Consider the following 20,410-nt stretch of genomic DNA (forward strand, 5'->3'; position numbering starts at 1 on the left):
CCGCCGGCCGGGCCGGTTCGAGAGTTCCGCGGTCACTCGCCGCCGGCCGCCTTCTCTTCGATCAGCGCGGCGAACTTGCCCACCCACTCGTCGAGACTGGCCATGTCTTCGGACGACGGCACGAGACGGGCTTTGAAGATCTCGTCGAGGGTCTTGATCTTCATGCCCTCAAGGCGCTGCTGCACGAGTTTGACCCCTTCCCCGCCCCAGCCGTAGGAGCCGAAAACGGCCGCTTTCAGGCCGCGGGTCGGGACGGTGGAGAGCAGGTTGACGGCGTCCCAGGTCGGCCGGACAGCGTCGCCGGCGAAGGTCGGGGTGCCGAAGGCGACGGCGCGGGAAGCCTCGAGGGTATCGCGGAGGTCGCCGGGCCGGCAATCGGCGGCGTTGACCATCACCGTCGTGTAGCCTCTCCCCCGCAGGTTGGCCTCGACGGCGCCGGCGATGCGGGCGGTGTTTCCGTACGAACTGACGTAGACGATGGCGACCTGGTTTTTGCCCTCGGTCTTGTCGGCCGACCACCGCCGGTACTTGTCGAGGTGGGCGGCGACGTCCCGCCGGATGAGGGGGCCGTGGGACGGGGCGATCATGCGGATGGCGAAGTCGGCCAGCTTGGGGAGGTTCTTGCGGATATAGGGCGCGAACGGGCGCATGATGGCGTCGTAGTAGTAGTGCATCTCGGAGTCGAAATCGACCGCGCTCTGGTCCGCCCAGAGATCATCGAACGCGATGTGGGCGGCGAACCCGTCGCACGAAAAGAGAATCCCGTCCTCCGCGAGGAACTCCATCATGGTATCGGGCCAGTGCATGTAGGGGGTCAGCTTGAAAATGAGCCGCTTGCCGCCGAGGTCGATTTCGGAGTTGTCCTTGACCGGAGTGATCTTGGCCTCGCGGTTGAGGACGTTCTTCACAAAGGGCAGAGCGGCGGTGGCGCAGACGATCTCCAGGTTGGGCAGGCGGTCGAGCAGCGCGTGCATGGCGCCGGAGTGATCGGGTTCGGTATGGTTGACGACCAGCAGGTTGACGCGGTCGAGCGGGACGACCGCGGCGATGTTGGCGAAGTACTCCTCGGTGAAGGCGGCCTTGACCGTGTCGATGAGTGCGACGCGCTCGGTCCCCTTCACCAGGTAGGCGTTGTAGGTGGTCCCGTGCTGGGTGGCCATAATAATGTCAAAAATGCGCAGGTCGCGGTCGCGGACGCCGACCCACCAGACGTTGTCGGAAATTTGCGGTGGCTGCATGCTTGTGTCTCGCTGTTAGAACGCGGCCGTCGCCTCCGCCTTCGCCGAGGGGGACGGTTCCGTTCGGGGTTGGATTCCGGCGGTAATATAGGCGGCGGCCGGGCGAAGGCAAGGACTACGGCGACGGCCGCACCGAATGACGGCGGCCGTCAGCGCGCCGGCGAGCTCTCGGCCGCGGCCGCTCTCAGCCCGTCGACAAAAGCCAGGACCGATTCCAGCAGCTGCCCTTCCGGGGGAGTCGGCCGCACCGTGAGCAGATTCGGTTCGGACAGCTCGCGGAGGGCGGCGATTTCCGGGCAGTCGACTGCGTCCGCGGGCAGGAAGACGAGCGCGGGGATCGGAACCGCCTCGAGGTTGTCCAGGCCGCGGCGCGGGGAGGCGTAACCGGAGCGAATCTTGTACCACCACCACATCGTGGTCTTGAAGAAGGGGAAGTTCCAGAGGCCGCGGGCGTGCCGTTTGACGTCCCACAGGCGGTCGGTCGAGAGGTACGGTTCGATCGCCACGATGCCGTCGAGGCGCGCCTCCTCGAGCGCCGCGAGGTAGGCAGCCTCGGCGCCGAGGCCGCGGCCGACGACCGCGACCGGGGGACGGAGGCGGTCGCGGATGTGCAGCCAGGCGAGCACCTCTTCGAGATCATCGGCCTCGAGACGGCCTTCCCCGTGGTACTGCCCGCTGGAGAGGCCCGAGGCGCGCTGATCATAGAGCACGACGTTGTAGCCGCGGGCGACGAACTGCCGCGCCCAGGGAAGCAGGGCGGTGCGGTCGGCGCTCTCCTCGTGCAGCAGGATCACCGTGCCGGCGACCGGCGCGGCCGTGTCGGACGACACCTCGACAAACAACCCGGCCAGGTTGGTCAGCGCGTCGACTTCGACGCGAAACGTATCACAGACAAGGTCGGCGCCGAGGCAGGCCGCGGGGTCGTTAACCGGAAGGGAATCGAGATTTCGGAACGCGTCCGGGTTCGGCCGGCCCATCACCGCCTTGGCCCGAGTGAGCGGGTAGATGGCGTAGACGACCACAAGAATGCCGACGACAATCAGGACGGCTGCGGTCTTAATGACCTCCCTCGTGGTCTGGGATATTTTTTTCTTTTTTTTCGCCACGGAGTGCGTCCTCATCCGGTAACAGCTTTTCAATCGCGAAAGATCGTCGGGGGGCCCAGGATAGTCAACGGGAAAGTTGCCTGTGGGAGGAAGCGAGGACCACGCTGTCCACTATGCGGTCCCGCGGCGGCGCGGCCGCGCAGGCGGGCGCGGCAGTTCGCCTCGGCGTGGCCGTCGACCGCCGCCGGTGCATGTCGTTGCATAGCGGGCGGCCGAGGCTGAACGGAATTTCACGAGAGCCTTCGAGGGCACGTCCGAAAGAAACTTAACTGACTAATTTACAATGACTTACGAGTCCGTCGTTCGACCCGCGTCGGGGGCCGCGACTCATGGGGGGCGGCACACGAATTGCTGAGCTTGCAGGTGCGAAAGAAGTCTCGAACTCGGCCTGACCGCCGGGTCGGGCGCACATGGCGCACATAATGAGGAGTGAAAACATCGGTACAGGAAATTCGCGGCGGCCTCGGGCGTGCAGCGGCCGGAGGCCGGTCACGAGCGCACCTTGGCCGGTTACCCCGGCGGCGATTTTGTTTGCGATTTCCTGTTGACAAGATTCGCCCTTAGCCCTATATTAGCCTCGGATGATGGGTAAGTTCTCCACATGAAGATTACACAGCGAGACTTTCGAAGAGTCCGTCCTTCCGAGCAGAACGTCTGATACTTCCTTCCCTGGACGGTGAGGGAGCCGTCTTACGGGAACACTGACAGGTTACTATTGCAGAACGCTGCTGCAAGCGAACAGCAAAGGTAAGACGAGTTGAAGCGGATTTCCGAGAAGTACATGATCGGGAGACGCGCGACACGTAACACTTAGTGGTCTGGGGAATGCCTTATCGGATCTAGGCTAAGGGTTGCTTTGCTACGGTCGTAACATCGAACCTGGATTAAGGAGGAAGGTATGACCTTCGGCGCGAAGTCCCCGGGGAACTTTGGTTGGGTGCTCGCATGTGGCGTCATTGTGGCCGGGGCGGCTCTGTGTCCGTCGGCCTCGGCGCAATTGCCCGATTTGGTGATAGATGTCGGGGACACGACGGCCTCGCCCGGGGCGATGAACACGGTTATCCCGGTCTTTTTGAGCAACTATAATGATACGGTGGCGGGATTTAACATCTGGCTGCAGCTCGACCGCCCCGATATCATGATTTTCCAGACCAACACGGATACGGTGGTGGACACACTCCACTGGCGGTGCACGCAGTACAGCGGTTCGGACTGCATCGACTCGGTGGTTGACACGCTGAATTGGGAGTGGGTTACGCTCGATTCGTACATAGTGGAGACCGGGAATTTCGACACCAGCGGCACCCTGATTTCGGGGTGGGAGGCGGTGCAGGCGCGGTCCCTCTCCTCCGTCGGCACGGACCTGAACATCGTCGGTCTGGCCGACTACTACACGGGCGGGGTGACCCCCGGGATCCCGCCGCAGTCGGAAGGGTTGCTGATCAAGGTGCTGGCCGATGTGCTGCAGATTCCGGACACGGCGACGGGGACGAACCGGGACGTGAATATTCTCGTGCAGCATCAGTTCATCGACCACTTCAGCTTCTCGCGGCCCGACGGGTCGGCGATCGGGCTGAAAGACACGGTGGTCCAGGATACGAATTGGTACATTTGCACAGCGTGGGCGGGGGATGTCTGTCTGAACTGGCAGCGGGTGAGTCTCCCGCCGGCCGATTCCTTCTCTGTCGTCTACGACACGACCGTGGTGATCGACTATTCGAAGGTGTTTATTACCGGCGGGTCGTTGCATGTTCTGGAGGGGATCTGCGGGGATGCGAACGGGGACGGGAACCCGGTGGTGCGGATTTCGGACCTGACGTACATGATCCAGTTCCTGTTCCGGGGCGGTCCGGCGCCGGTTCCGCTGTGGGTGGGCAACGTCGACTGCTCGGCCAATCCGCAGCCGAACGTGGCGGACCTCACCTACATGGTTTCGGCGCTGTTCCGGGGCGGTCCGTTGCCGTGCCAGGGACCGCTGTGCAGCAAATAGCGCGGTTGGGACAACAACGCGGCGGGGCCGCTCGCGGCCCCGCCGATTGAGACAGGACGCCGAAGACGAAGAGATGTACTTACCGGTTACTTGCAGAATTGGCGTAGAACACAAGAACTGAACGTTGATTAGGAGAGAACTGCCGGGTCTGCTTCGGCGGGCGCGGCGCAACCAACAACCCGAAAATAGATGGGAAGGAGGACGCACGTAAAGAGGTTACGTTATGACACGCGCTCAAATGAATAGAATGAACGGGACGCTCGACCGTTTCCCCGCGCTTGCCGGAGAGAACGGATTGCGGGTTTGGTGGCTCTCACCTGCGGCCGGTTCCATTACGGTCATTGAGGGGGTTCCGGGAGACGCGTGGAGTGCACGTACGTTCTTATCATCAACAACTGTTAACGAAGTAAGTAGGAGTAAAACATGAAACGCATCGCTTTGTTTACCGCTGCGTTGATGATCCTTTCATTTGGGCTCGCTAGTGCTCAGGATGTCTGTGACTTGGCGGCTCCGCCGGCCGGTTCCTGGGACGGCGGCACAAAGGTCAACACAGGCGTTCCGATCGTGTTCAACATCCGGCTGGCCGTCGATGCGGCGAATCCGGACAACATCATGGGCGCCACGAACGGCTGGACGGTCTATATGACCGGTCCGGGCGCGGGCGGCGCGCTGACCCTGACGACCGCGGTGGCTGATCTGAGCGCGCTGTGGGACGGCGGTCAGCCGATTACCCCGTTCCTCGATGGCACGAGCCCTGAGATGGTCGGTGTGGCGGGCTTCAGCTTCTTCAAGGATGGTCTTCCGGAAGGTTTCTCGGTGAATCCTTACGTGACCATCACGACCAGCCCGATGGACGAGGCGTGGGCGGGCGGACAGCTCTGTATCGACTCGGCCTTCTACCCGCCGGGTGGTTACTGGCTGTGGGCCGACGCGGCTGACCCGGTCGACCGGGTGCCGGCGTGGGGCGGTCCGTACTGCTACACGATCGAGAAGATCCCGAACCTGTGCCCGACGATCACGAATCCGCCGGCGGTGCAGCTGGGCGGCAGCCACTGCACGGCGATCAGCTACGACTTCAACGCGACCGATCCGGAAGCGGATGCGATCACCTTCCACAAGGTGAGCGGCATCGGCAACATCGACCCGGTCTCGGGCGTGTGGTCGTACTCGCCGACGATTGCTGATGTCGGCACGGTGTTCACGGTCGAAGTGACGGCGATCGACGGTTTCCACAATGTGGGCGACTGCCCGATCGTGTCGTTCGACGTGGTCTTCACGAATGCGGCCCCGACCGTGACCTGCCAGGGTCTGAAGCAGGTTGGGAAGGGCAACACGATCACGGTTCAGATCACGAAGAACAATGTCGACTGCGATCCGGGCACGTTCTCGATCGTGAGCGTGACGCCGGCTCCGGTGGGCGCGGTTTCGATTGATCCGAACACGGGTCTGTTGACGTTCGTGACCGACATCACCGATGGCGGCATCCTGTATGACATCGTGGTCGGTTACAGCGACGGTTTGGAGACGGCGACCTGCACGCAGCAGATCGAAGTTCTGCAGACCGAGCCGTTCGGCATCTACATCGAGAAGACGCACATGTCGTTCCAGGGTCAGCACGAGTTTGTCGACGTGTCGATGTTCCAGGGTTCCGAGCAGCTCTGGGGCTTTGACCTGCTGATCGCGTACGACGCCTCGGTGCTGTCGTTCCAGGCGGCGATTCCGGGCGACATCTACGAGGAGTGCGGCTGGGAGTACTTCACGTACCGTTACGGTGCGAATGGTAACTGCGGGAATGCCTGCCCGAGCGGGCTGCTGCGCGTGGTCGGTTTTGCCGAGACCAACAACGGCGCCAACCACCCGACCTGCTTCGGTATGGCGTATCCGTACTCGCTGTTCACGCTGGACTTCCTGGTTTCGGACAACCGGACCTACGAGTGCCAGTATGCGCCGATCCGCTTCTTCTGGCTCGACTGCGGCGACAACGCCCTGTCGTACCACGAGATTGCGGCTCCGGAGCCCTATAGCCAGGTCCTCGGCATCAGCCGCTTTGTCTATGACAATGCGTTCGATGCGGCCGGCAATTTCGTTCCGGCGAACGGTATGTTGATTCCGATGGCGCTGACGTTCCCGTCGTGGGGCGGCGCGATCGACGAGTGCGACGACATTTACAATCCGGACAAGCCGGCGCCGATCCGCTTTGTGGACTTCTACAACGGCGGTATCGACATCGCCTGCGCTGACTCGATCGACGCGCGCGGCGACATCAACCTCGACGGCCAGGCGAACACCATTGCCGACGCAGTGCTCTTCAGCAACTACTTCGTGTATGGTCTGGGCGTGTTCACGGTCAACGTGCAGGGCCAGATTGCCGCGACCGACGTCAATGCCGATGGTATTGCGCTGAGCGTGGCCGACCTGGTGTACCTGATCCGTGTGGTCGTGGGTGATGCGCTGCCGTATGCGAAGCTGTCGCCGGTGACGGCGCAGATCAGCAACGTGGGCGGCGTGCTGTCCGTCGACCAGAGCATGGGCGCGGCCTATGTCGTGGTTGAGGGCCAGGCGAACCCGACCCTGTTGGCTTCGGGCGTTGACATGAAGTATGCCTACGATGCGACCGAGAACGTCACGCGCGTGCTGGTTGTCGGCATGGCGCAGGGCGCGGCCTTCCAGGGCGACTTCCTCCAGGTCAACGGCACCGTCCGCAGCATCGAGATGGCCACGTACTACGGTGCGCCGGTCACTGCGAAGCTGCCGTCCACCTTCGAGCTGCTCCAGAACTACCCGAACCCGTTCAACCCGACGACGACGATCAGCTTCACGCTGCCCACGACGTCGGACTACACCATCACGGTGTACAACGTGACGGGCCAGGTGGTGGCCAGCCACAGCGGCAACGGCCAGGGCCAGATCGACTGGACGTTCGATGCGAGCAAACTGAGCTCGGGGATCTACTTCTACAACGTGGCCGCCGGTGACAACAGCGCCACCAAGAAGATGGTCCTGATTAAGTAATCTGAGCATTAGCTTGGATCACATGTCCCCGGGAAGGTTCAAGCCTTCCCGGGGCCTTTTACCCGAAAGGAGACGCCACAGCGCACTTGATAGCGAAGCAGCAGTGACAGGGAGCCGAAGGAAAGAGACGAGATGACCGCGCGTATGTGGTGCCTTAGCAATGGGGGATCTCCAACATCGGTCATCTTTTTTTGTCCAGGGCTGACAGGTCCTACCCGAAAGGATGATGTGCACGAGGTTGCGGGAGTGCACGCTCATTCAACCGCCAACGTGGAACTGCGACTTTCCCTCGCCCGAAAACTCGCCCGGAGAATTACAGGGGGCTCCATCGGAGATTAGATACTAAGACCCGGCAGAACGCCGAGATTTGATGTTAAGTACTTGAGGTGTGGGTTCTTACAGGGAGTTAAGAAGGACCCCCCAAAACGTCTTCATCAGGTCCGCCACCGTCAGGGACAGACCCGGTGCGCCGGCAGGTCGGGCCGCTGTTCGGTCCGGAGTTTGCTTAGTGAGGAGCGGTATGTTCCGTCTCGCTACATATATTAATTGTGGTTCACGCGCACTTTTCGGGATTGTGATGTATATTGGGGTGATCCGGTGGGCGATGGAGTGCCGGTCCGATCGACGCCATGTTCTCGATCTGGGTACGGTTGGCGACCGCGAACCGAATCCATGTCGGGGCCAGGGTGTTTCTGCTGGTCTCAGAGATCCCGGGAAAACCCGCGGGCGGCAGCCCGCCCGGCGGCCCGGTGCGTACCTGATACGGAAAGATAATCGTTTGAGTCCCGTGGAGGATCGTATATGACAAGGCTCTTGACGGTACTGGCGGCGGTCTGTGGCCTGGTGCTGATCGGTGCGGCCGATCAGGCGAACGCCCAGAGCAGTCCGCTGAGTTGCGCCAATCAGCTGGCCAACATGAACCTGTTCCCCGACAGCATCCGGGTGCTTCCGGCAACCGGACGGCCCGGGGATACGATCAACGTGCAGATCGGCATGCGGAACACCAAGAAGGCGGCCGCCTGGGCGCTCTATCTCGATGTGGATACGACCTGGCTGAAGCCGATTCTGAACCAGTACGACCCGATCGAGGATGCGTACGAGTACAAAATCCTCCCGACGGGCCGGGTGGACACGACCGCCCTTGACCGGTTCACGGCCAACAACGAAAAGGACTATCCCTCGATCGCCGATCATCTCCGCCTGAAAATCCTCGGGCTGCCCAAGTCGACGGGGATCCGGGCGGCCATTGACTCCGGGCGCGGGTCGATCATCAGCATGCCGATGGTGATCACGGAGGGAACGCCCCACAACACGCAGACGTCGCTGACCTGGTACTATGCCGACATCGTCGACCCGATCAACCCGACCATCATCTACGGGTGCCAGTATTCGAACTACACCAACGACACCGGGACCTACACGGGCAAGTTGGCGACGATCTCGGGGGCGGTGCGGGTGGACACGGCGGCGGTCCAGGGGCCGGTCATCAACTCGTTCGCGGCCAATCCGACCTCGCTGCCGTCGGGCGGCGGATCGACGACCCTGTCGTGGACGGTGACCAACGCCGACACGATCTATATCAGCCCCGGAAACATCACCCGGAGCGGATCCGCGGCCCTCTCCGGATCGGTGCTGGTCGGCCTCAGTTCCACGACCACGTATACGCTGACGGCGGCGAAGATTGCCAGCTCGCAGCGGCCCACTGCGCAGGCGACGGTGACGGTGGAGGGGACGGTGAGCAACAACAACCCGGTGGTGAGTCCGATCTCCCCCTCGAGCTACACGATCACGCAGGGGGAGAACGTGTCGTTCTCGGTGACCGCGACCGACGTGGACGACGACTTCATCACCCTGTCCGCGCAGAATCTCCCCGCCAACGCGACTTTCGGGACAGGCGGCCAGGTGACGGGGACGGGGACGGCGACGGGGAATTTCAGTTTCACGCCGAACACGACGCAGGAGGGGACTTTCGTGGTCGGTTTTCGGGCGACTGACGACCGGGGCGGGGCCTCGACCGTGGTGAACGTGAGCATCACGGTGGAGAAGATCCAGTTCGACATCCTCTTCTCGAAATCGCGGGAGGGCGGATCGCCGGTCGGCGGACTGCCGGGGAAGCGCTCGATCCTCTTCCCCATCGACCTGGTCACCTCGCAGGATGTCTATGGCGTCCAGTTCGATTTCTTCTATGACGACATGTTTTTCGAGATCGATTCGATATTCACGACGACCCGGACCGAGGGCTGGGTGATTTACGACAACATCGGCCAGCCGGGCACTCCCGCGGGCGAGATCCGGATCATGACGTTCGGAATGGAGACGAACCCGCTGGCGATCGATTCGACGAACAGCACGACCATTCTCTTCATTGCCATGTCGATCGACTCCTCGGCGACCTGGGGAGACTACCCGATCTATCTGGAGAACGGGTGGGAGTCGAACAATCCCGATCCGGCCTACCCCTCGCTGCAGCTGGTCACCGATTCGGCGATCATTCAGGTCGACCGGCGCGGCGATGTCAACCTGGACAAGCGGATCGACGTCGCCGACGCGGTGAATATCGTGGCGGCCATCCTCGGGAATATCACCCTGGTGGAACGCCAGTTCGACGTGGCTGATATCGTGATCGACGGCACGGTCGATGTGTTCGACCTGGTCGGCGTGATCAACACAGCGTTCGGGCTGCCGGTCGAGCAGCCGCAGCCGGTCGCGCCGAGCGGAGGCGAGCTGTTTGCGACAGTCAGCCTGGAGTACCACGACATGTTCGCGGGCTCGATCGACGAGCTGGTGGTCAGCTCCGAGCTTCCGGAAGAGATTGCCGGAGTCCAGTTGAACATCACCTACGATCCCGCGGCGGTGGTGCTCGGGCAGCCGAAGGCGGCCGACGACGCCTCGGGCCTGAAACTCCTGTACAAGAATACCGGACCCGGCGAAATGCTTGTGCTGATGCATTTCACGCGGCCGGGGGATCAGCAGCAGCTCATTCAGCGCGGTCTGGCGGATCTGGTGCAGATCCCGATCACGGCGCAGAATGACGTCGAGTACGGCAACCCCGCCCAGTTGAAACTGACGTCGGTGAAACTGGCGACGCCGACCGCTAAGGCTTTGGAAGTCAAGGGGTTCGGCCCGACACTGCCGGCGGCGTTCACCCTCTACCAGAACTACCCGAACCCGTTCAACCCGATGACGACAATCCGGTTCGAGTTGTCCGGGACCAGCCGGCGGGTGCAGCTGGATGTCTTCAACGTCCTCGGCCAGCAGGTTCGCCGGCTGCTGGACGAGACGGTGGCGCCCGGAGAACACAGTGTGGTCTGGGATGCCACAACCGATAATGGAAGTAAAGTAGCTACGGGCGTCTACCTCTATCGTTTGCAGGTGGGCGACCAATCGGATACAAAGAAAATGCTCCTGCTGAAGTAGCATCAGGGAGGAAGAAGGTAGATGTCCAGAATACATGCACTGATCCTCACGGGAGTTCTCCTGCTGGCCGCCGGCGCGGCGGCCCAGACGGCGCCGCCGGTGCTCGATCCGATCGGCGCCCAGTCGGTCAACGAGAACGTGAGTCTGAATTTCGGCGTCTCCGCGAGCGATGCCGATGCCACTATCCCCGTCCTGAGCACTTCGGCGCTTCCGACGGGGGCAACCTTCACGGACAACCTCGACGGCACCGGGAGTTTCGCGTGGACCCCGGATTTCACGCAGGCCAGCGAATACTCCGTGACGTTCTATGCGGCCGATGCGGTCACCGCCGATATCGACTCGGAGATCGTGTCAATTACTGTCAACAATGTCAACCAGGAGCCGGTGCTGGCGGCGATCGGGCCAAGAAGTGTGGCCGAGAATGCGAACCTGAATTTCGGGGTGTCGGCCAGTGATGCCGATGGCCAGGCGCTGACTCTGACTACGTCCACTCTGCCTCTCGGAGCGACGTTTACCGATAACGGCAACGGGACCGGGACGCTTGACTGGACGCCGGATTTCACTCAGTCCGGCGTGCATAACGTGACATTCCGGGCCTCGGATGGCACCGCGATCGACAGCGAGATAGTGGCGATCACGGTCACGAATGTCAACCAGGAGCCGGTGCTGGCGGCGATCGGGCCAAGAGGTGTGGCCGAGAACGCGAACCTGAATTTCGGGGTGTCGGCCAGCGACGCCGATGGGCAGGCGCTGACTCTGACTACGTCCACTCTGCCTCTCGGAGCGACGTTTACCGATAACGGCAACGGGACGGGGACGTTTGACTGGACGCCCGACTACACTCAGTCCGGCGTGTACAACGTGACATTCCGGGCCTCGGATGGGACCGCGATCGACAGCGAGATCGTGGCGATCACGGTCACGAATGTCAACCAGGAGCCGGTGCTGGCGGCGATCGGGCCCAAGAGCGTAGCCGAGAACGCGAACCTCAATTTCGGGGTGTCGGCCAGCGATGCCGATGGCCAGGCGCTGACTCTGACTACGTCCACTCTGCCTCTCGGAGCGACGTTTACCGATAACGGCAACGGGACCGGGACGCTTGACTGGACGCCGGATTTCACTCAGTCCGGCGTGCATAACGTGACATTCCGGGCCTCGGATGGGACCGCGATCGACAGCGAGATCGTGGCGATCACGGTCACGAATGTCAACCAGGAGCCGGTGCTGGCGGCGATCGGGCCAAGAAGTGTGGCCGAGAACGCGAACCTGAATTTCGGGGTGTCGGCCAGCGACGCCGATGGGCAGGCGCTAACTCTGACCACCTCGGCTCTTCCGAGCGGAGCCACATTCACCGACAACGGCAACGGGACCGGGACGTTTGACTGGACGCCCGATTTCACTCAGTCCGGCGTGCATAACGTGACATTCCGGGCCTCGGACGGCACCGCGATCGACAGCGAGATTGTGGCGATCACGGTCACAGATGTCAACCAGGAGCCGGTGTTGGCGGCGATCGGGCCAAGAAGTGTGGCCGAGAACGCGAACCTGAATTTCGGGGTGTCGGCCAGCGATGCCGATGGCCAGGCGCTGACTCTGACCACCTCGGCTCTTCCGAGCGGAGCGACGTTCACCGATAACGGCAACGGTACCGGGACGTTTGACTGGACGCCCGATTACACTCAGTCCGGCGTGTACAACGTGACATTCCGGGCCTCGGATGGGACCGCGATCGACAGCGAGATCGTGGCGATCACGGTCACGAATGTCAACCAGGAGCCGGTGCTGGCGGCGATCGGGCCAAGAAGCGTAGCCGAGAACGCGAACCTGAATTTCGGGGTGTCGGCCAGCGATGCCGATGGCCAGGCGCTGACTCTGACAACGTCCACGCTGCCTTTGGGAGCGACGTTTACCGATAACGGCAACGGGACCGGGACGTTTGACTGGACGCCGGATTACACTCAGTCCGGCGTGTACAACGTGACATTCCGGGCCTCGGATGGGACCGCGATCGACAGCGAAATCGTCGCGATCACGGTCAATGAGGTCGGCAACCAGCAGCCGGTGCTGGCGGCGATCGGCAACAAGAGCATCACGGAAGGGATTCCGCTGAATTTCGGAGTCTCGGCGACCGACGCGGAGAGCACGCCGGTGCTGACAACGTCGTTGTTGCCGACCGGGGCTGCGTTCACGGACAACGGCAACGGCACCGGGGCGTTCAGCTGGACGCCGGGTTATACGCAGTCGGGCACCTACCTTGTGATGTTCTACGCGCGTGATGATTCTCTCGCGGTGGACAGCGAGCTGGTACAGGTTTTCGTCCTCGAGGCCGGAAATCAGGCGCCGGTGCTGGCGGCGATCGGTCCGAAGACGACAACAGAGGACGTTAATCTGAATTTCGCCGTGAGCGCGAGCGATCCCGACGGAACCACTCCGAATCTCACGGCGACGGGCCTTCCGACCGGGGCGACGTTTACGAACCACGGCGACGGAACCGGGACGTTTGACTGGACGCCGGGATTCACCGATGCGGGAGTCTACAACGTGACGTTCCGGGCCTCGGACGGGACGCTGATCGACGACGAGGTGGTGGCGATCACGGTGCTCGAATCGGGCAACCAGGCCCCGGTGCTGGCGGCGATCGGTCCGAAGAGCACGACGGAGAATATCCTGCTGACGTTCGGTGTGAGCGCCGGCGATCCGGACGGCCAAACGCCGGTACTGACGACCTCGACGCTCCCCACCGGGGCGACGTTTGTCGACAACGGGAACGGGACCGGGACGTTTAGCTGGACGCCGACGTTTACCCAGGCGGGTGCCCACAACGTGACTTTCTACGCTGCCGACGGTGCGCTGCTGGACAGCGAGGTGGTGGCGATTACAGTCATCGACGCAGGCAACCAGGCGCCGGTGCTGGCGGCGATCGGCCCGAAAAGCACAACTGAAAATATCCTTCTCACGTTCGGGGTGAGCGCGAGCGACCCGGACGAGACGACGCCTGCCCTCTCGGCGGCCAATCTCCCCACCGGGGCGAGCTTCACCGATAACGGGGACGGGACCGGGACGTTCACCTGGACGCCGACGTTCGCCCAGGCCGGCGCCTACGACGTGACGTTCACCGCCTCCGACGGCTCGCTGACCGATCAGGAGATCGTGAACATCACGGTCACCGAGGCGGGCAACCAGGCGCCGGTGCTGGCGGCGATCGGTCCGAAGAGCACCACTGAAGATGTCCTCCTGACGTTCGGGGTAAGCGCAAGCGATCCCGACGGGACGACCCCCGCCCTCACGGCGACTGGTCTCCCCACCGGGGCGAGCTTCACCGACAACGGGGACGGGACGGGAACGTTCTCCTGGACGCCCTCTTTCACCCAGGCCGGGGTTTACAGCGTGACGTTTGCGGCCTCCGACGGCTCGCTGACCGACCAGGAGATCGTGAGCATCACGGTCAGCGAATCGGGCAACCAGGCCCCGATTCTGGCGGCGATCGGTCCGCAGACGACGACCGAGCAGGTGCGGCTGCTGTTTGTGGTGTCGGCCTCCGACCCGGATCTGACGACCCCGACCCTGACGGCCACCGGACTGCCGAGCGGCGCGACATTCACCGACAACGGGAACGGGACCGGGACGTTCGACTGGACGCCGACGTACACGCAGGCGGGGGCCTACAACGTGACGTTCACGGCGTCCGACGGTTCGCTGACCGATGACGAGGTTGTAGCCATAACGGTCAATGACGCGGGCAACCAGGCACCGGTGCTGGCGGCGATCGGTCCAAAGAGCACCACTGAAGATGTCCTCTTGACGTTCGGGGTAAGCGCGAGCGACCCGGACGAGACGACGCCTTCGCTGTCGGCAACCAATCTCCCCGCCGGGGCGAGCTTCACCGACAACGGGGACGGGACCGGGACGTTCACCTGGACGCCGACGTTCGCCCAGGCCGGGGTCTACAACGTGACATTCACGGCCTCCGACGGCTCGCTGACCGACCAGGAGATCGTGACCATCACGGTGAACGAATCCGGCAACCAGGCGCCGGTGCTGGCGGCGATCGGGCCGCAGAGCACTACTGAAAATATCCTCCTCACGTTCGCGGTCAACGCGAGCGATCCGGACGGGACAACCCCCGCCCTCTCGGCGACCGGACTCCCCACCGGGGCGAGCTTCACCGACAACGGGAACGGGACGGGAACGTTTACCTGGACGCCCTCGTTCGCCCAGGCCGGAGTCTACAACGTGACATTCACGGCGTCGGACGGTGTTCTGGTCGACCAGGAGGAGGTCGCGATAACGGTCAATGAGGCCGGCAACCAGGCCCCGATTTTGGCGGCGATCGGTCCGCAGAGCACGACCGAGAATGTCCTGCTCACGTTCGGGGTGAGCGCGAGCGACCCGGACGGGACGACCCCTGTCCTGTCGGCGACCAATCTCCCCGCCGGCGCGAGCTTCACCGACAACGGCAACGGGACCGGCACATTCAGTTGGACGCCGACGTTCACCGAGGCCGGATCGTACAACGTGACGTTTACGGCGTCCGACGGTTCGCTGACCGATGAGGAGATCGTCGCGATCACCGTGAACGAGGCGGGGAACCAGCCGCCGGTGCTGGCGGAGATCGGGCCGAAAGCGACGGCCGAAGAAGCGCTCCTGACGTTCGGGGTGTCGGCGACGGATGCGGACGGCACGACGCCCGCCCTGTCGGCGACGGATCTCCCAAGCGGGGCGAATTTCACGGATAACGGCAACGGCACGGGGACGTTCACCTGGACGCCGACGTTTGCCCAGGCCGGCATCTACAACGTGACATTCACCGCGTCCGACGGTCTGCTGACCGATGAGGAGATCGTGGAGATTACGGTTGTCGACGCGGGCAACCAGGCGCCGGTGCTGGCGGCGATCGGCCCCAAGAGCACGACCGAAGCGGTGCCGCTGCTCTTTGACGTGAGCGCGGCCGACGCCGACGGCACGACACCGACATTCACGACCTCGACGCTGCCGGCGGGGGCGACCTTTATCGACAACGGCGACGGGACGGGGTCGTTCGACTGGACGCCGGATTATACCCAGGCGGGCGTTTACAACGTGACGTTCCGGGCGACCGACGGGGTGGCGACCGACAGCGAGACGGTGGCGATCACGGTGCTCGACGCCGGGAATCAGAGCCCGGTGCTGGCCGCGATCGGATCGAAGAGCACGACCGAGAATGTGCTGCTGCAGTTCACAGTGTCGGCCGGCGACCCGGATGGGACGACACCCGCCCTGACCGCGACCGGCCTGCCGAGCGGCGCGGTATTCACCGACAACGGGGACGGGACCGGAACGTTTGACTGGACGCCCACGTACACGCAGGCGGGGGCCTACAACGTGACGTTTACGGCGTCCGACGGTTCGCTGACCGATGAGGAGGTCGTCGCGATCACGGTCCTCGAGGCCGGCAACCAGCCGCCGGTGCTGGCGGCGATCGGGCCGAAAGCGACCACGGAGGGGGTCCAACTGCTGTTCGCGGTGAGCGCCTCCGATCCGGACGGCACAACCCCGACTCTGACGACGTCGGACCTGCCGACGGGGGCGACGTTCACGGACCACGGGGACGGTACCGGGACATTCGACTGGACGCCGGGATTTGCGGACGCGGGCGCGTACAGCGTCACGTTCCGGGCGATTGACGGTCTCGTGGTGGACAGCGAAGTTGTCGCGATCACGGTGGTGGAGTCGGGCAACCAGGCGCCGGTGCTCGACCCGATCGGGGCGCAGGCCGGGACGGAGGCGGTCCTCCTGACGTTTGCGGTGTCCGCGAGCGATCCGGACGGCACCACGCCGTCGCTGCTGGCCGGGAGCCTCCCGACGGGAGCGGTGTTCACCGACCACGCCAACGGGACGGGGACGTTCAGTTGGACGCCGACGTTTGCCCAGGCCGGCATCTACAACGTGGTATTCACCGCGTCCGACGGTTCGCTGACGGACGACGAGATAGTGACGATAACGATCGCCGACGCGGGCAACCAGGCGCCGATCCTGGCCCCCATCGGCCCGCAGGATACGCAGGAGGGGATCCAGCTGCTCTTTGCGGTGACGGCGAGCGACGCGGACGGGACAATCCCGACGCTGACGAGCTCGGCGCTGCCGGGGGGAGCGCTGTTTACGGACCACGGCGACGGGACGGGGACGTTCGACTGGACGCCCGGGCCGACCGCCGCCGGATCCTACGCGGTGACGTTCTACGCCTCCGACGGAGCGGCAATCGACAGCGAGGCGGTGGCCATCACGGTCTTCGCCGTCAACCAGCCGCCGGTTCTCAGTCCGATCGGGGCGCACACCGTCAACGAGGGAGTGATCCTTAACCTGCCGGTGTCGGCAAGCGACCCTGACGGGGATTTCCCCCTCCTCTCCACGAGCGTGCTTCCGACCGGAGCCGTGTTCGCGGACAACGGCGACGGCACGGGGGCGCTGACCTGGACGCCGACGTACGTGCAGGCGGGCGTGTACACGGTGACGTTCTACGCGACCGACGCCCTGCTCTCGACGGCGGTGGATTCGGAAATGGTGACCATCAACGTTCTCAACGTCAACCGCCCGCCGGTGCTTCAGCCGATAGGGACGCGGGCGATTGCCGAGGGTTCGACCTTGTCGTTCCTGGTCACGGCGGCCGATCCCGACGGGGCTTTCCCCCTGCTGACCACTTCGGTGCTGCCCGGCACGGCGGCGTTTACGGATAACGGCAACGGCACGGCGCTCTTCCTGTGGGCGACCACGTTCGCCGACGCCGGGACCTACACGGTGACGTTCTACGCGACCGATGCGTTCTACCCGGCGGAAGTGGACTCCGAGGTGGTGACGATCATAGTGGGCGAGGCGGGGAATCAGCCCCCGCAGTGGACGGAGATCAACGACACCACGGTCGCGGAAGGTGCGACGCTGGTGCTCACGGTGAGTGCGGCCGACTTCGAAGGGAACCTCATCGCGCTGACGGTCAGCGCGACGCTGGACGCGGCCAACTACACGTTTGTCGACAACGGCGACGGGACCGGCGTGCTTACCTACACGCCGGACTATCTCGACGCCGGGCTGGATTCAATCCGGTTCATCGCGACCGACAATGCGGCGCCGCCGCTCTCGAGCGTGATGCGGGTGGCGGTGACGACGCTCGATCGGAACCAGCCGCCGCAGTTCCTCCCGGCCGGCCCGTACGCGGTCGACGCGCTCGACACGCTCCAGTTCACGATCACGGCCTACGATTCGACCGACGCCCAGGACGGGCGGATCTTCCTCTCGGTGGTCGACCTGCCCGCAAACGCCCGCTTCACGGACAACGGCAACAACACCGGACGGTTCTGGTTTGCCCCGACGCTGGCCCAGGTCGGGGTCGATACCATCCACTTCATCGGGGTCGATGACGACGTGCCGGCGCAGACCGGCTACCTGAGCGTGGTGGTGACGGTGCGCCAGGTGAACCAGGCGCCGGTGCTCAGCCCGATCGGCACCCGGAAGGTGGCCGAGGGCGGCACGCTCATCATCGATCTCGCCGCGACCGATCCGGAAGGGGCGGTGCCGGCCTTCTCGGTCAAGAATGCGCCCCCGAACTCGGCCCTGGTCGATCACGGGGACGGCACGGCGTCCTGGACGTTCACGCCGAGCTTCACTCAGGCCGGGCTGTATTATGTCGAGTTCCGCGCCTCCGACGGCCAGTCGTTCGACAAGGAAGTCGTGCTCATCCAGGTGACGGAAGCGGGCGATCAGGCCCCCTACTTCACCTATGTGCCGACGCCGAGCGTGGTCGAAGGGGAGACGCTGACCGACTCGATTCGGGCGACTGATCCGGATCTCGACCCGGTGACGCTGAGCGTGGTCGAGGGCACCACGCCGGCGCACTTCACGTTCACGAACGTGGGCGGCGGACTCGGCACCTACACCTTCGCACCGGACTTCACCCAGTCCGGGATCCACGTGATCCAGGTGGTGGCGACAGCCAACGAGCGGGCCGACACGACCGACCTCCTGATCGAGGTGATCGAGTTCGGGAACCATCCCCCGGCGCTCGCCTTCATCCAGAACCAGTTTACGACCGAACTGCGGCTGCTGACGTTCTCGGTCCAGGGCGGGGACATCGACGGCGATATCCCGATCCTGTCCACCAGTCCGCTCCCGGGCGCGGCAACCTTTGTCGACAGCCTCAACGGCAAGGGGGGGTTCCGCTGGCTGCCGTCGGACCAGGACGCCGGGGTCTACGAGATCACGTTCTATGCGGCCGACGGGAATCCGGCGTACCCGGACGACATCGATTCGCAGAAGGTGACGATCACGGTGGCCGACACGAACCGGGTGCCGCTGACGCTGGTTCAGCCGGCGGCGCCCACGGACGTGAACGAGGGGCTGTTGATCACGCGCTGGTTCCAGGCGACCGATCCCGACGGGACCACACCGGTTTTGTCGGCGCATCTGAGCGGCGCGGACACGCTGGCGCGCAACATGACCTTCGTCGACTCGGGCAACGGGCACGGGGCGATCTTCTTCACGCCCGACTACGCCCAGGGCAACAGCAACCCGAGTTTCTACTACTTCGTGTTCCGGGCCACGGATGCGGACAATCCGGCGCTCCAGGTGGAGTCGGCAACCCAGACATTCCGGGTCTTCAACGTGCCCCAGCCTCCGGTCATGTCGTTCACGCCGAGTACGGGGCCATTCACGGTCAACGAAGGGGATTCGGTGCGCTTCTCGGTGCTGTCGATGGATCCGGACGGTCTCCAACCGGTGATGCGGGCGGAGAATGTGCCGGTGAATGCCACGGTCGTGGTGTCGCCGCCCAACAGCCTCCGCTTCACCTTCCGGCCCAATTACGCCCAGGCCGGCACCTACGAGGTGCGGATCATCGCCGACGATGCGACGGCGGCGGTCCCGCGGCTGTCCGACACCGAGATCGTGACGATCACGGTGGTGGACATGGGCAACCAGGCGCCGTACTGGAGCGGGACGTATCCGGCGACGGTCGACGTGTACCCGGATATTCAGCATACGACGACGGTGACGGCGGTTGACCCGGACGGGTTGCCGCTGGTGCTGACGGCGGGGCCGCTGATTGCCGGGGCCAACTTCGTGGACGACAACAACGGGACGGGCCGGTACATTATCCTGGCCGATGCACTGCAGGTCGGGACGGTGTCGACGGTGACATTCACGGTGACCGATTCCGGCGGGCTAACCGACGAGATGCAAATAACATACAGAGTGCTGTCGTTCCTCCGCGGAGACGCGGATGCGAACAGCCAGTACTCGCTGAACGACGTGGTCTTCCTGGCGAATTACCTCTTCCGGGGCGGCCAGGCGCCGGCGCCGTTGGAGTCGGGTGACGTTGACATGAACGGGCGGATTGAGGTGGCCGATCTGGTGTACATGATCAATTTCCTGTACAAGTCGGGACCGCGTCCGCCGCAATAACTGCGTTGTCGGCAGCGACTTTTGCCACAAAGAGCCGCCCTCTCGGGCGGCTTTTTGTTGTCGTTTTTATGCTTGCGAAGGGGGGGTGATTTTAGTATGTGAAGCGGGAAAAACGCTTGACAGGAACCTATTATAACCTTATATATGTGATAGCTTTCGCGGAAGTGGTATGGTTGGCAAAACAGGAAGGTCTTGCTGAATTCTCTCTTGACGCATTG

The 20,410-nt window shown here is 63.7% G+C and carries 6 protein-coding genes; 4 read left to right on the forward strand and 2 right to left on the reverse strand.

Annotated features, from left to right (window positions below):
* Positions 1-32: 32 nt before the first annotated feature.
* Together KA261_07130 and KA261_07135 are read right to left on the reverse strand one after the other, a co-directional pair.
* A complete protein-coding gene (locus tag KA261_07130) occupies positions 33-1,238 on the reverse strand; it encodes an FprA family A-type flavoprotein (protein ID MBP7697570.1) in 1,206 nt (401 codons plus the stop codon).
* 149 nt (positions 1,239-1,387) lie between these two features.
* Entirely contained in the window at positions 1,388-2,344 is a 957-nt protein-coding gene (locus tag KA261_07135; GenBank protein MBP7697571.1) for an alpha/beta hydrolase, read from the reverse strand.
* 898 nt (positions 2,345-3,242) lie between these two features.
* Here KA261_07135 and KA261_07140 point away from each other — a divergent pair.
* The 4 genes from KA261_07140 (at position 3,243) to KA261_07155 (ending at position 20,192) form a co-directional block, all read left to right on the forward strand.
* Positions 3,243-4,334 (forward strand): hypothetical protein, encoded by a 1,092-nt coding sequence (locus tag KA261_07140; GenBank protein MBP7697572.1) that lies wholly within the window; start codon positions 3,243-3,245, stop codon positions 4,332-4,334.
* Positions 4,335-4,835: 501 nt separating this feature from the next.
* On the forward strand, positions 4,836-7,346 hold the full coding sequence (locus KA261_07145; GenBank protein MBP7697573.1) for a T9SS type A sorting domain-containing protein: 2,511 nt from the start codon (positions 4,836-4,838) through the stop codon (positions 7,344-7,346).
* Positions 7,347-8,147: 801 nt separating this feature from the next.
* Complete coding sequence (locus tag KA261_07150) at positions 8,148-10,763, forward strand: T9SS type A sorting domain-containing protein (protein MBP7697574.1); 2,616 nt, start codon at positions 8,148-8,150, stop codon at positions 10,761-10,763.
* Between the two features lie 21 nt (positions 10,764-10,784).
* Positions 10,785-20,192 (forward strand): tandem-95 repeat protein, encoded by a 9,408-nt coding sequence (locus KA261_07155; protein ID MBP7697575.1) that lies wholly within the window; start codon positions 10,785-10,787, stop codon positions 20,190-20,192.
* Positions 20,193-20,410 lie beyond the last annotated feature (218 nt).

It is taken from the genome of Candidatus Zixiibacteriota bacterium, from assembly GCA_017999435.1.
Taxonomy (GTDB): domain Bacteria; phylum Zixibacteria; class MSB-5A5; order GN15; family FEB-12; genus JAGNLV01.

Excerpts from the sequence above, each read along its gene's own strand:
- KA261_07155 (MBP7697575.1), top strand. The coding sequence starts at position 10,785 with ATGTCCAGAATACATGCACTGATCCTCACGGGAGTTCTCCTGCTGGCC.
- KA261_07150 (MBP7697574.1), top strand. The coding sequence starts at position 8,148 with ATGACAAGGCTCTTGACGGTACTGGCGGCGGTCTGTGGCCTGGTGCTG.
- KA261_07140 (MBP7697572.1), top strand. The coding sequence starts at position 3,243 with ATGACCTTCGGCGCGAAGTCCCCGGGGAACTTTGGTTGGGTGCTCGCA.
- KA261_07130 (MBP7697570.1), bottom strand. The coding sequence starts at position 1,238 with ATGCAGCCACCGCAAATTTCCGACAACGTCTGGTGGGTCGGCGTCCGC.